Consider the following 14717-nt stretch of genomic DNA (forward strand, 5'->3'; position numbering starts at 1 on the left):
TTGATAGTTTAACAGTATCATTCTAGTTGGTTGTTCGAATAAAAATACAAACAAAATTTGCTAGTTAGCCTTTAAGTCGTTTTGATTATACCGGCGAAATTGTTACTAATTTTCCTTTAGTCAAAAACTTTAATACTTTAAGTAATACTTAAATACTTTAAGTAGTATATCCTACGAACGATTTATTACTGTAGTCAATTAATCCTTGTTGATTAGTGTGCTTAAATGCTTACTTCAAATAGTAATACAATAAGTTTTACAAGGTAAATAAGTTATAAAACTACAAATTTTGCTTAAGTGTTTTTAACTTGATGAATTAAATTTTCTTAAATCATGTAAATTTTAGCTTTTTTGTATGCATTAAGTTTTTCTCTTATATGTAAAATAACAGCAAATATGGTTTTACATACTAAATTATCTCCATTTCATAATAACTATATGGGTATATTCGTAGTTTGTACTATGTTCTAAGATTAAAAACGTATACTCAAACAAATAAAATTTATCTTTATGTAAGTAATATTTTTATGTAAGTAATATTTAAAGAAAGAAATATGGATATCAAATATCCTAAGCTGTTTTTGGAGATTTGCTTACTTGGTTATAATTAAGTAATTTTTGATTTAGCCTAAACTACCTTGAATGAGATTTATTTTTTTTCAGCTGATTATTTCATTTACATCGCTAGTGATAGCTTGTGAGAGCAAAGCAGCTGAGCCTCTTTCTCCATGGGTGCATAATGAATTTGCTGATATTCGCTTAATTTCCTCCTTGTCTGGGACCCAAGGGCGTTTAGAGATTATTCTTGGTTTGGAGTTTCGGCTTGCTTCTGGTTGGAAAGTTTATTGGCGTTCGTCTGGAGAGGTAGGCTATCCCCCAAAAGTAACTTGGGAAGGTTCTGATAATTTAACGGGTAGCGAGATTCTTTATCCATTACCACAACGCTTTAGTTTTTTTGGTTTGGAAACTTTTGGCTATAAGGATCATGTAGTTTACCCGATTATAGTCCATTTGACGAATGAAATGGCGCCATTAAAATTGAAGGCACATGTTAAAGCGCTTGTTTGCAATAAGATATGTATGCCCATTGAAAATACGCTTTTTCTTAATTTACCGAACGTGTTAGCAAGTTCAACGAGATTTACTTATTTGCTTAATCGATGGCTTGCACGAGTACCGCGAGACATGCCTAGTATTGGCTTAGAGGTTTTATCGGTGCAAGCCTTTGCCGATAATCCAATTCCTACATTGACAGTAACTGTTAACTCAATCCAACCAATTAAAAAGTTAGATATATTTCCTGAAGGGCCTAATGGTGTATATTACGGTAAGCCAAATATTGTGTTATCTCATAGTGCTAAGGTAGCTACAGTTCATTTTCCAGTAAAAATTAAAAACAATATTCAGTTAGTAGGATCTAATCTTCGCCTAACTATAACGGAAGGCGATCGCTTTGTGGAGCGGAATGTAATTGTCACTTCCGGTTCTATGTCTAATAGCTTTTGGAGAGTGCTAGGTGCAGCATTGCTTGGCGGTTTGCTTCTGAATTTTATGCCATGCGTTTTGCCTGTTATTTCTCTAAAATTATTTGCACTCCTGCAATGCTCAGGAGCTGAGCGTAGAGAAATTCGTCTTGGATTTTTAGCTTCAGCAGGGGGGATAATAATCTTATTTATCTTCTTTGGAGGATTACTGGTTGGGTTAAAAATAATTGGATTGACTGTTGGTTGGGGTATACATTTTCAGCAGCCATTGTTTTTGGCTAGTATGATAAGTATTTTGTTATTATTCGCGGTTAATTTGTGGGGATGGTTTGAGTTTACTGTACCCCGCTTTTTAGCAAAACTAGACGAGAATACTGGGACGCAAAAGACACATTGCCGTATTAGTTTGATAAAAAATTTTTTTACGGGGATTTTTGCTGCCTTATTGGCTACCCCATGCTCAGTGCCATTTCTAGGCACTGCTGTAGGTTTTGCCTTAGCACAGGGTAGAATAGTAGAGATCTTATTTATCTTTTTATTTATCGGGATCGGATTGGCATTACCTTATCTATTAGTCTCCGCTATCCCATCGATTGCTTATATTTTTCCGCGTCCTGGAATATGGCTGATTGTTTTTAGGCGCATTCTTGCTTTAGGATTATTAGCTACTATCGTATGGTTATTAAGCGTGCTAGCAGGCCATATTGAACAAATCTGGACATTCGTAATTAGTACTTTGCTTATTACCGCTATCTTATTGTTTGCTTTACTACACTACTTTTTTGATTCTAAACATTCCACCTCATTTGCTTTTGTGTTGTTAGTAATGATACCTGCACTAGTCAGTGTATTGCCTGCTCCAAAGAATATTGCAAAGGAATCTTTTGATAGCCTTACGTATACTAGAAATTTAATTCATTGGAAGCCATTTAATTTATCTGAGATTGATCGACTAGTGAAAGATGGCTTATTAGTTTTTGTTAACGTGACTGCCGACTGGTGTCTTGGTTGCAAGGTTAATAAGTCGCTTATTATTGAAGTCGATCCAATACTTAGCTTGTTAACTCATCGTAGGGTGATAGCTATGGAAGCCGATTGGAGCAAATCCGATCCTAAGATTGCCGAATATCTTGCTTCTTTTGGGCGTTATGGGATTCCTTTTAATGCTGTGTATGGCTCATTAGCTCCGGGAGGTATTCTTTTGCCAGAATTGCTTTCAGCTTCAGCTATAAAGAAAGCGATTGATCAAGCTTCAGGCTTGAAATCAGATTAGATTTTGTGCATATTAAGGCTGTTGTTGTTTTGGATTTGGATAGAAGTTTATTATGATGAATTGAATTGTTGCGAGAGAGAACAATGACTATTGCTATTGGTGAAAAACTTCCGGATATTAATTTACAGCACAAGGCAGCAAACGGGATTGTAAATGTTGACAAGGTAACTTTGCTTGCTAATAAGAGAGTGATTATATTTGCTGTTCCTGGCGCCTTCACTCCAACTTGTTCCGATAAGCATTTACCGAGTTTTATACGAAATATTGATAATTTAAAGGCATGTGGCATAGCTACAATAGCTTGTTTAGCTGTGAATGATCCCTTTGTGATGTATGCATGGGGAGAGGTTCAGTGTATTAATGAAAAGATTATGATGCTTGCTGATGGATCGGCTGAGTTTACTAAAAAGATTGGTATGGAGATTGACTTAACTGACCTTGGCCTTGGGATACGTTCTCAACGTTATGCAATGGTGCTTAATGACGGTGTTGTGACTCATCTTTTTATTGATCCTATGGGTAGTTATCAAGTTTCAAGCGCTGAGAACGTACTAAAACACCTTAATTAGAGTTAATTACAACGATACTGGAGTTTTTGTTTTCTTTTTTATATGATAGGAATTTTGTTTTGTACTTTGGTGCTTAGAGTAACTGAGCAATTAAAAGTAGTACGAAATCTAAAGAACGCGTATGCTAATTAGCTTTAGTGGGATTTTCTGCTTAAAATATCTTATTAGGGTGTTTTTTAAAGTGTAATAACATCTAATCTAACTAAATAAACAGCGGTTTGAATTAATTCAGACGCAATGCCTTGATATAAGGGAGCATTATCGCTTGAAATATAACTGTTTTATTTTTTTATGTACACTACTCATATTTTCAAATATATTAATTTCTGCGCTTTTGCATCAAATGATCGATTAATATTGGCTATGTTGTTATTGCTTCTCGAGGAAATATATAATTTTTAGTACTTATTTTACTGTTTGCTTTTCCGGTTCAAATTATGCCTGAAGTAAAGTTCGTGAAATGTGGATTTTATTGTATGTTTTGACAGCTATTGGTAATTTTTAATTAGTTTGTTTTTCTAGTTAATTTGTTTAACAAATTGTTTATTTGTGTTCTAATTTTTTATTAAAATTTTAAAAATATAACGTTTTTTTATTTTTTCATACAAGCAGTTGATTAACGCTTCAATTATCAGAGACAGTAAGCTATCTATTAAAGATAGATCAAGCATGAGATCGCTTTCGCCTTATATGTTATTCTATATTTACTAATCTTACTTAGTCTAATAAGTAAAACAATACAAATTTAATTAACCTAAGAAAGACATTACCCATAAGTTAAAGAAAAGAAATAATCATTTATTGATTTATTACACTTAATCCTAATAATCATACATGATGTCTATTTATATAAGTATAAATCTGATTTTTACTATTAAAAATAGCTCTATCACCAGTAAGATCCCAAGAAAAATTTCTAATCAGAATAGTTGTAACTATTCGAGTAAAATTTACAAACTTACTGCTAGTAACATTCGTCTAACATATTACGATAAAAGCTAATTAAAGATTTGTAGAGTATTGATATATAGCACGAAGAAGCTTTAATTAGCCAAATATCATCCAGCCTCATTAGAAAAAATAATATCGAAAAAGTAAATGATTCTAAACTATTTGCACTAATCGTTGATTTATTACTTCAATAAGTCTACAATAAAATAATATGCGTATTTTAAGCAATACGCAAGAAGTAAATTTTAATGAGAGGATATTATTGTATATAAACGTTGCTTAAATAGCGTCTATTGATATAAAATATAGATGTTTACCCTATCAATAATACTACTTCTTAAGCTTTTTATTTTCCCTAGAAATTTGCTTGAGATATTACAAAACTATGTTTTGTAATGCTGAAGTTATTTTTGGGTTTGTTAATTCAGCTAAGCAAATGAATAAAAAAAACTATTAAAAGCTAAAATAGGTCTAGATTATCGATAAATTAATTGTTGCGGCAAATAGATAAATTTCTATATCCTCCAATAGATTGATTAATCGGTGTATGTATTGCGCAAATCTAATTACGATACTTGCAATCCAAGATTGCCAGCACGCTTAAGCTCTGTATTAATAAAAATATCATTAAGCTATTATATAGTAAGCCGCTAAGTGCTTATGCTAACATTAAAATTGTTGATTACAGGGATCTATCCATTATATAATAAACAATGCTATGGTATATTAAACTTATAAGTAAGAACTTTTAGTCGGTTAGTCGTAGTAACGAAAATACAAGATTGTAATTAGATTATAGCTTTAAAGATAATTTTATTTATGGTTAACAAAAAAATATATTCTTATTGTTGCAAATATATAATTTTACTATGCGCTTTACTATAGAAAAATTGGTTTAACTGCCAAAGATAAATGATTTATGCCTAAATTTGCTAAATCTAATGAAAGCAGCAACGTTGACAAAACTAATAAGTTTGCTCCAAAATTTAAGACGGATGGGCTAATCCCTGCTATAGCAATCGATGTCAAGACCAGTAAGTTGCTAATGATGGCTTGGATGGATGAGAGAGCATTATCTTTAAGTATATTAACTGGTAATGCGCATTACTATTCGCGTTCACGTAAGAAGATTTGGCTAAAGGGTGAGAGCAGCGGTCATATACAGTTAGTGAAAGAAGTTCGTCTTGATTGCGATCAGGATACAGTGTTGTTGTTAGTTGAGCAAATCGGTTTAGGAGCTTGTCACTTGGGATATATGAGTTGCTTTTATCGTAAGGTTGTTAAGGGTGATGGAGGTTTAACTCTCGAGAAGGTAGAAAACAGAGATAAGATTAGCACTTAATTCTTAGCATAATTAAATTTGCTAATTATAGTATAGGGTAATTTTAAGGCTAGTAGTTTGATTATGTTAATTGCTTAAATTTATCAATTTAGTGAGTTATCTTGTCAAGTGACATTTATATGATGGTAGGTTCAAATATGGAGGAGTAGTTATTTATATTAAACAAATTGCTATTGTACCTCTAGCACTGATTGGATTGATAAAAGATTTAGTATTTTTATTGATTGGTTGCTTTACAAGCGTGACTGGATTTTATTGTTTAATTTTTGTTTTTGTTAAAATTTTTTTATTATTCATTGAATGATGGTTTAATGTTTAATATGATGATAATTTTTACTGTTGTCTAAAATTTATTACATAATTGATTATAAAAGCTTGTCCGGGTTTTAGTTAAACATATACACCTTGATTAAGAATTTATTAAAATAATTATCTTATTTCCATTACTGATAACTAAGCTTTTTATCTAATCTAATAAATAAATCTTACGGTATTCGCTTACGCTATAAATAATTTTTTTACGAAAGTAAAATTTTTTGCTTATTACCTAAACTGCAGGTATTTTGGAATACACTTAATGTGCTTTAGTGTATTCCTCTTGCTAGGTATAAATGAATTAACTCTATACTAAATCTAGTAATCTAACGCTTGTTAGCGACAGGTTTCTGCAGTTTGCTATGTGGTGAATAAGTATATACTTATTATACATTTGTACCATTAGTAATAATAGTAGTGGCGAACTTTATATCGCAGATTGATGAGATAGTTGGCAAAATTTTGTATTTTTGCATATAAGCGCAAAGTAGATAAAGCTAAATAATTCCCCGTATAAGGAAATAGTAGTCTTAATTATCGATTAGATTAATTATTTGGCTTTAAAAGTAGGAGGGCCGCTAGAGAGTTACCGTTTTACTTGCGCCAAAGTATTGCTTTAATTTTTCTTAACAAGATTGGTCGTAGTTTGCTGGATTTGTGTTGTGTTATTTAGCTTAAGTAACGACTAGATTAATATGATTTTATATATATTAATTTTTTTTGCGCATATCATGCTTGTGGGCGTTCAGCAATATACTTATTGTTATCAACACTTTATAGATATGCAGTTTGCGTTTTCACCACAATAAATTCACTAAATAATTTTTATAGTTTAGTATTCATTCAGCTGTATTTCTCTGTAAAAACAGAGAACTAGCAATTTTACAGTCATTTCGTTACTAGTTATAGGCTTGATGCCATTGCTTTTTGCCTATTATCGAGCAGCATACTGTTTTGATACTTAAATTATATATGATTATTAGTATCAGCGCAAGAAGAAGTGATGTTTATGTTTGCTCATGCAACCTTATTATTGTTATTTAGATTTCTTTTAAGTTCTAAAGCAATCCTTGTTTATAATAAAACGCATATTGATCTATTCTTAGATAATCCTGTTTTTTATATTGCAATCCTAAAAGATAGTTTTTTATTGTTCTTAATTATTAATACAAGCATAGCGGATGATTATAAATCCTATATTTCTGCGCGCAAATAAAGATAAATTGTATATAAAATTATTTAAAGTCATCAATTATTGGCTATTAGTTTTACTAATTCTTGATGAATAATTAAATGAGTTTTTGATAGTTTGAAGAACTTATATTAGCAGTGCTGCCTTTTGAAAAATGATTTTATATATGATTGCGCCATAGATCAGTAATTTTTATTGGTTCTATCAACCATTCGGTCAATTTATTTGCTTTAAATTGGTTATTAATCTGCATAAGAAGTATTATTTTGATTTTTTAGGATGAATTTATTTATTCTATATAAATAACTAATATTTTTATCTTGGTGCTTAGATTTAGCAATAATTATTTGATTTTGTTTTAACTTAAGCAAACTTTTGGTTTATTTGTTGTCTCATGCTTTTATTAGGATGTATATTATGTTTGATGAATAATTTGTAGGTAAATACTTACTATACACAGGAATAAATTTTATGTAGTATAAATATGATAATTTATTTTTTCTTTAAGCATACTTTTTAATAAGTATTAAATTTTACAAAAATATCTTTTTAACTTTTAGTGAATATTTATAATAAAATTATAATTTTTAATTTACTTTTATAATTCATAATCTTTTAAAATAATTATCCTTTATTGAGATTATATGCAGTTTGATTTGAGTAATAGCTGAATTATAGGAGAACATCGATAATCATGACTAACGTTATTTCGTATGAAGCAACGGCGGTGCTAATTTTAGCGGATGGGACGACGATTTTTGGTCGCGGATTTGGGGCTAATGTAACAAGAGTAGGCGAGATTGTTTTCAATACATCGATGACAGGATACCAGGAGATAATTACTGATCCATCTTATGCTGATCAAATCATTATCTTTACGTTTCCGCACGTGGGAAATGTTGGTACTAACGTCAATGATTATGAAACGGCTTCACCGGCAGCCATTGGTTGTGTGCTGCGTGCAGATATCACAGATTTTTCTAACTACCGTGCTGAGCATACTTTCAGTGACTGGTTAAAGTTCCATAATTTACCATGCATTTCTCGGGTTGATACGCGATGGCTAACTAGACGTATTCGAGATCATGGTATCATATATGGCGCTTTATGCGTTGATTATGACGGAAAATTTAACCTTGATTCACTGAAAAAGCAAATTATTGAATGCTCATGCATGAAAGATATTGATCTTGTTGAGAAAGTGACATGCAGGAACAATTATTCCTGGAATACTACTCTTTGGAATTTTGCTAAAGATGGGTCCCGAGAAGGTTATGGTAAAATGACTGCACCAAAGAAACACGTAGTCGCTATAGATTATGGCGCTAAACGCAATATGTTGCGTAACCTTGCAGCCATATGTTGTAGAGTTACAGTAGTATCGGCCAATGCAACAGCTGAGGAAATTTTTAGTTATAGCCCAGACGGGGTATTTTTAACCAATGGACCGGGCGATCCGGCAATTACGGGTGTTTACGCTGTACCAGAAATAAAAAAACTTATAGAGAGTGATAAGCCTATATTTGGGATTTGTCTTGGGCATCAGCTTTTAGCATTAGCGTTAGGAGCTAAGACTGTAAGGATGAACATTGGGCATCGCGGGTCGAATCATCCTGTTAAATATTTAGAAACTGGCAAAGTAGAGATCACGACTCAAAATCATGGTTTTGTTGTTGTAGAGAATAGCTTGCCAGATGGTTTGACTATTACTCATTGCTCATTGTTTGATACTTCTATAGAGGGAATTAAAGTAGATAATAAGCCGATCTTTAGTGTGCAGTATCATCCCGAAGCTTCACCAGGTCCAACGGATAGCCATTATCTATTTACTAATTTTTTAAAAGCAATGAGCGGGTAAAATATATACAAAGCTTTAATTTTATTTAATGAAATAATTTATTTGCTTTGTCTGCTGCTATAGTAGATTAGTTTATTAAAAGTTATGACTATTAATGCAACTTAATAAAATTTAAATGGATTATTTGATACCCTAGATAATTAATATTTAATTTAAATAATGACTCAGAGTATGAAGTTTTAAAAATAGTTTAAATCTATTTTTAGTAGTAAATTATTAAGTAAAATTAAAAGGTAGAATATATAAAAACGGATTTGTAAACATTTTAATTATTCTACTGTAGAGACGATAAGTACATAGTGTCGGTTATTGCATACTCTTTTTAATTAGAAAATTATCTCATTATTTACAATAGTAAATAAAAATATGAGCTGATTACATTAGCACTGTTTAGAAGAATTTCAAATATTTTTTAATGAAAATACTTAAATTACTATGATATTTAACATTCGTTAAATTTACTTTTACTTTATAATCGATTGGTTACAGCTTAATTATTACTACAAAATAAGTAAATAATTGCCGTACTATCATATTATACTTACTTAAATAATTAGATATGAAGTCATGCTTGCCTTAAAACTTAATCTTGATAATCCTAGCTCTAATTAAATAATTTATTTTTAATTAGAGCTAGGATTACTTAAACACTCGCACACAATGCAATTATAATTATTGCAAAATATAATAAGCTATTATACCATTAATATTTTTAATTTTGCCAAAAGTAGTTCAATAAAGTAATATACATTCTGTGTTTATTTTTAACAGTAATATTTATTGATACATATAACCGAATAAAATTTGCTAAGATCACAATGTACGCTTGAATGATATAGCTCAATAGTTTCTAAAATAATTTAGAAATTTTCTAATATGCCAAAAAATACAAATATCTCATCAATTTTAATTATTGGCGCTGGGCCGATTGTTATTGGTCAAGCTTGCGAGTTTGACTATTCTGGTACTCAGGCTTGTAAAGCGTTGAAAAATGAAGGATATCGGGTAGTATTGGTAAACTCAAATCCAGCTACTATTATGACTGATCCTGATATAGCTGACGCTACTTACATAGAGCCAATTAATCCAAAAGTAGTTGCTAAAGTAATTGAGCGTGAGCGTCCAGACGCTTTGTTACCAACTATGGGCGGTCAAACTGCTTTGAACACTGCCCGCGCCTTATTCCATGACGGAACACTGGAAAAGTTTGGTATTCAACTGATAGGTGCTGACTTAGCAGCTATTGAAAAGGCAGAAAATCGGCAACGATTTTGCGAGGCAATGACTGGCATTGGCCTAGAAACGCCACGTTCTTGTCTAATTAAAGACTTTGCTGAGGCAGCTTCGGTAATTGACCATGTGGGGCTGCCAGTAATTATTCGTCCTTCTTATACCTTAGGTGGACAAGGTGGTGGTATTGCTTATAATCTTGAGGAATTTGAGCAAATTGTTCGTAATGGTATTCGTCTATCGCCAGTTAACGAAGTGCTTATTGAAGAAAGTGTATTGGGGTGGAAAGAATTTGAAATGGAGGTGGTTCGCGACAAGGCAGATAATTGTATGGTTATATGCTCTATAGAAAACGTTGATCCGATGGGAGTTCATACAGGTGATAGTATCACTGTTGCTCCAGCTTTAACGCTAAGTGATAAAGAATATCAGCGTATGCGTAATGCTTCTATTGCTGTTCTGCGTTGTATAGGGGTGGATACTGGCGGTTCAAATGTACAATTTGCTGTTGATCCAGTGACTGGTCGTCAAGTTGTCATTGAAATGAATCCACGTGTATCACGTTCGTCTGCTTTAGCTTCAAAAGCTACTGGCTTTCCTATTGCTAAGATTGCCGCTAAGCTTGCTGTTGGATATACTTTGGATGAACTAAATAATGATATTATTGGGAATATTCCAGCTAGTTTTGAGCCAACTGTTGACTATGTTGTTACTAAGATTCCACGATTTACTTTTGAAAAGTTTCCAGGTAGCGATTCTAATTTAACGACTTCTATGAAGTCGGTAGGAGAAGTTGTTGCTATAGGGCGGACTTTTCAAGAAAGTTTGCAAAAGGCTTTGCGTAGCTTGGATACGGGTCTTAGTGGTCTTGAACCGATAGAGCTGAAGGGAGCTTCAGGAGAAACGGTAGATTGCCAAACAATTACTTCTCAATTGTCTCAGCCGACGGCTGATCGGCTTTTGAATGTGGCTCAGGCATTACGTTTGGGAATATCAGTAGATGAAGTACATAGGGCTTGTTGCATCGATCCATGGTTTTTAAACAGAATTGCTGAAATAATTGCTGCTGAGCGTGCAATCGAAATCGAAGGATTACCTTCTGACGCTGCAGGCTGGCAAAAAATCAAATCAATGGGTTTTTCTGACGCTAGGATTGGTCAGATCTCTGGCAACGAAGAGGATGTGATCGCTGCTCGGCGCCGCAGTTTTGCTGTGCATCCGGTTTTTAAGAGGATTGATACTTGTTCAGCCGAAATTTCATCATATACTCCTTACCTGTATTCTACTTATGAAATCAATATTGGTGCTAATGCCTCAAATAATGAGTCTGATCCAAACTGTTCTAAGAAAATTATCATCCTTGGTAGTGGTCCCAATCGGATAGGTCAAGGTATTGAATTTGACTATTGCTGTGTTCATGCGGCTTATGCCTTGTCAGAAGCTGGATTTGAAACTATAATGATAAATTGCAACCCTGAAACAGTCTCTACTGATTACGATACTGCTGACCGACTATATTTCGAACCGTTAACAGCGGAAGATGTGATCGAGGTGGTTAATATTGAACAGTCTAAGGGAAAAGTTATTGGCTGTGTTGTGCAATTTGGTGGCCAGACTCCTTTAAAGCTAGCTGCTGCGTTGGAAAAGGCACAGATACCCATTCTAGGCACATCACCGGATGCAATTGATTTAGCTGAAGATCGTGATCGCTTCCAGAAATTACTACGTCGCTTGGATTTACGGCATCCTGCTAACGGAATTGCTACTTCTACAGAACAAGCAGAAAAGATTGCTGATCAGATTGGTTATAGGTTAGTGATTCGCCCATCCTATGTGTTAGGCGGTAGAGCCATGGAGATTGTGCATGAAGCAGAGGGTTTGCGTCGTTACATGAATAAGGCTGTATTAGCATCAGGTAATAATCCGGTGCTAATCGATAGTTTTTTGCGTAACGCTATTGAAATTGACGTTGACGCTGTTGCTGATGGTAATGAAGTCTTCATCGCTGGTGTTATGGAGCATATTGAGGAAGCTGGAATTCATTCAGGAGATAGCGCATGCTCTTTACCGCCTATCTCTCTGAAAAAGAGCCTAATTAAAGAGGTCAAGCGTCAGGCTACCATGCTAGCTAAGGGTTTGAATGTTGTTGGATTGATGAATGTGCAATTTGCTGTGCGTGAAGACGAGGTATTTATCTTGGAGGTAAACCCTCGAGCTTCACGAACTGTTCCATTCGTAGCTAAGGCTACTGGTGTACCGATAGCTAAAATAGCGAGTCGGGTAATGGCTGGTGAAAAGCTGACTGCTTTTACTTTGCCAACTAATGATCCCAAGCATGTAGCTGTGAAAGAAGCGGTTTTTCCTTTCTCGCGTTTTCCAGATACTGACATTATTCTTGGACCAGAAATGAAATCAACCGGTGAAGTGATGGGTATTGATAATAGCTTTGATCGTGCTTTTGCTAAGTCGCAACTTGCCGCTGGTATTATTTTGCCATCTAACGGGACGGTATTTGTTTCCGTAAAAGATTCTGATAAGATGGCAATTTTACAAATATCTACTTCGTTAAAGGATCTTGGTTTTACTATTATAGCGACCACAGGCACAGCTTACGCTCTAAAAAATGCTGGTATTGATAGTTATTGTGTAAAGAAAGTTCTCGAAGGAAGACCGCATATTGTTGATAAAATGCTTTCTGGTCATGTTGATTTAGTAATAAATACTACCGAAGGCGCACAGGCAATCCGTGATAGTTTTAGCTTACGTCAGACCGCTTTAACGTACAATATTCCATATTATACAACTGTGGAAGGTGCTAGTGCTGCTGTTCGTGCAATAGCCGCAATGCGAGATGGGAATCTTGAGGTAAATCCGATTCAAAATTATCTCAACAAATTTTTCTAATTATCTTATAAAACTGAGTAAGAGGAGTAAGAAGAAATAATAGAATCGTGGTTTTTAGTTTGTATTAAGCCTTTTTTTGGCTTGTTTAAGGAGTAATAAAAATTATTTTATAATAGGTTGATAAGTCAATGGAAAAGGTGCCAATGACCTCAGAAGGTTATATTCGTTTGAGGGATGAATTAAAGAATTTAAAGTTTGTAGAGCGTCCTGCGGTAGTTAAGGCGATCGCTGAAGCCAGAGGGCATGGTGATCTTTCTGAAAATGCTGAGTACTATGCCGCAAGAGATCGTCAAAGTTTCATAGAAGGTCGTCTTGCAGAACTTGAAGATATAATTAGTCGTTGTGAGGTGATTGATATAAGGAAGTTAAAAGGTGAGACTGTTACTTTCGGAGTAATTGTTGAGATCGTTGATGAAGAAACAAACGAGGTGACTAGCTACAAGATTGTTGGGCCATATGAAGCTGATATTTCTCGAGGTTTTATATCAACTGCTTCTCCTATTGCGCGTGCTTTGATCGGTAAGCGAGTTGGAGAATCTGTAGAAGTAACAACACCGAATGGCGCGAAAGTATTTAACATTATATCTATTGCAATTGCTTAGTGCAATCTGACTACGTGATAAACAATTATTTTAAAAATCTTAGCGTAAGTTTTTACCCTTTATTGCCTTCTAGCTTTGACTATAAATTGAAATATAATCAAGCTATTTTGAGTGAGATTATTTTCAGTATTAAAATATTTATTTTTATGTATCCATGGATTTTTCTGCTCTTAGAGCAAATTAGATAATTATTAAAAGGGTGAATATCTAATGAACAACAAATAAATAACGAGCATGTACCAATATGAAAGATTCATTATTGACTTTTTAAATCTATTAAACAAAAGTAATTCATCGGTTATAATATATAATTTCGATGAATTACTACTGATATGTATACAGATTTTTTCATTATTTTTAATGAAATTAATATGCTATCTATTTTTAAGGACTTTTCTCATTCAGTGACGATAATTGATTGGAATGATTTTATTGTTACTGCTGGCAAAGAAATTCAAAAAAATCTAAAAATTTCGAGGACATTGCATATGTGTACAATTTTATTCTCTTAAAGGCACTAGCTGGGCTATTTGAGTTGTTGCTTGAGCTCTTATATGAGAGAGAGTAACTTATTTTTTAGCCAAATTTTGTAGTTGTGCAGCTAATGCGGATCTATCTAACGAACATTTTAATCGCTAGAAGCTTAACCAAGGTATCTACTTAGCGCCTGGTATCATTCTATCTAGACTCTAAGTGTTAACTAAAATCAATTTGTTACGTAGCCAATCACATCAGTTTTTGCTTGATATTTCTCTCATCCGTCTGTTTGCTATTTTGCTCTTGGTAAAATTGAGCGAGATCAGCTGGAGGACCATGTGCGACAGAAGGAAATGCCAATAAAAAATTACTAAAGCTGTTGGCTAGTTCATCCCTTTTTAGAATATGAGAAAGCTAGATTCATCTTCTAGCTAAAACTTACAAATATTATCAAGCGGTAGCTTTAAACTAAATCTTCGCCGAAGAGCACAAACTTTAATTTGGACCCTTAATACAAACT

Annotated in this window: 6 protein-coding genes and 1 pseudogene; all 7 read left to right on the forward strand. The window is 33.4% G+C overall.

The features are described 5' to 3' along the window. Positions 1 to 642: 642 nt before the first annotated feature. Positions 643 to 2757, forward strand: coding sequence for a protein-disulfide reductase DsbD family protein (locus tag P856_RS00835; RefSeq protein ID WP_025300289.1), 2115 nt, complete (start codon positions 643 to 645; stop codon positions 2755 to 2757). Between the two features lie 83 nt (positions 2758 to 2840). Further along, positions 2841 to 3326 carry a peroxiredoxin gene (locus tag P856_RS00840; RefSeq protein WP_025300290.1) on the forward strand — a complete coding sequence of 162 codons (486 nt, stop codon included), beginning with the start codon at positions 2841 to 2843 and terminating at the stop codon, positions 3324 to 3326. A 1870-nt stretch (positions 3327 to 5196) separates the two neighbouring features. Then, on the forward strand, positions 5197 to 5619 hold the full coding sequence (gene hisI / locus P856_RS00845; protein WP_025300291.1) for a phosphoribosyl-AMP cyclohydrolase: 423 nt from the start codon (positions 5197 to 5199) through the stop codon (positions 5617 to 5619). Positions 5620 to 7820: 2201 nt separating this feature from the next. Next, on the forward strand, positions 7821 to 8984 hold the full coding sequence (carA, locus tag P856_RS00850; protein WP_044214830.1) for a glutamine-hydrolyzing carbamoyl-phosphate synthase small subunit: 1164 nt from the start codon (positions 7821 to 7823) through the stop codon (positions 8982 to 8984). An 876-nt stretch (positions 8985 to 9860) separates the two neighbouring features. Continuing rightward, positions 9861 to 13118 (forward strand): carbamoyl-phosphate synthase large subunit, encoded by a 3258-nt coding sequence (carB, locus tag P856_RS00855; protein ID WP_025300293.1) that lies wholly within the window; start codon positions 9861 to 9863, stop codon positions 13116 to 13118. Between the two features lie 128 nt (positions 13119 to 13246). Then, a complete protein-coding gene (gene greA, locus P856_RS00860; protein WP_025300294.1) occupies positions 13247 to 13720 on the forward strand; it encodes a transcription elongation factor GreA in 474 nt (157 codons plus the stop codon). Positions 13721 to 14502: 782 nt separating this feature from the next. After that, positions 14503 to 14571, forward strand: a pseudogene (locus P856_RS04535) (hypothetical protein); the annotation flags it as partial. Positions 14572 to 14717: the final 146 nt, after the last annotated feature.

This window comes from Candidatus Endolissoclinum faulkneri L5 (genome assembly GCF_000510265.1).
Lineage (GTDB): Bacteria > Pseudomonadota > Alphaproteobacteria > Thalassobaculales > Thalassobaculaceae > Thalassobaculum > Thalassobaculum faulkneri_A.

Excerpts from the sequence above, each read along its gene's own strand:
- P856_RS00835 (WP_025300289.1), top strand. The coding sequence starts at position 643 with ATGAGATTTATTTTTTTTCAGCTGATTATTTCATTTACATCGCTAGTG.
- P856_RS00840 (WP_025300290.1), top strand. The coding sequence starts at position 2,841 with ATGACTATTGCTATTGGTGAAAAACTTCCGGATATTAATTTACAGCAC.
- hisI (WP_025300291.1), top strand. The coding sequence starts at position 5,197 with ATGCCTAAATTTGCTAAATCTAATGAAAGCAGCAACGTTGACAAAACT.
- carA (WP_044214830.1), top strand. The coding sequence starts at position 7,821 with ATGACTAACGTTATTTCGTATGAAGCAACGGCGGTGCTAATTTTAGCG.
- carB (WP_025300293.1), top strand. The coding sequence starts at position 9,861 with ATGCCAAAAAATACAAATATCTCATCAATTTTAATTATTGGCGCTGGG.
- greA (WP_025300294.1), top strand. The coding sequence starts at position 13,247 with ATGGAAAAGGTGCCAATGACCTCAGAAGGTTATATTCGTTTGAGGGAT.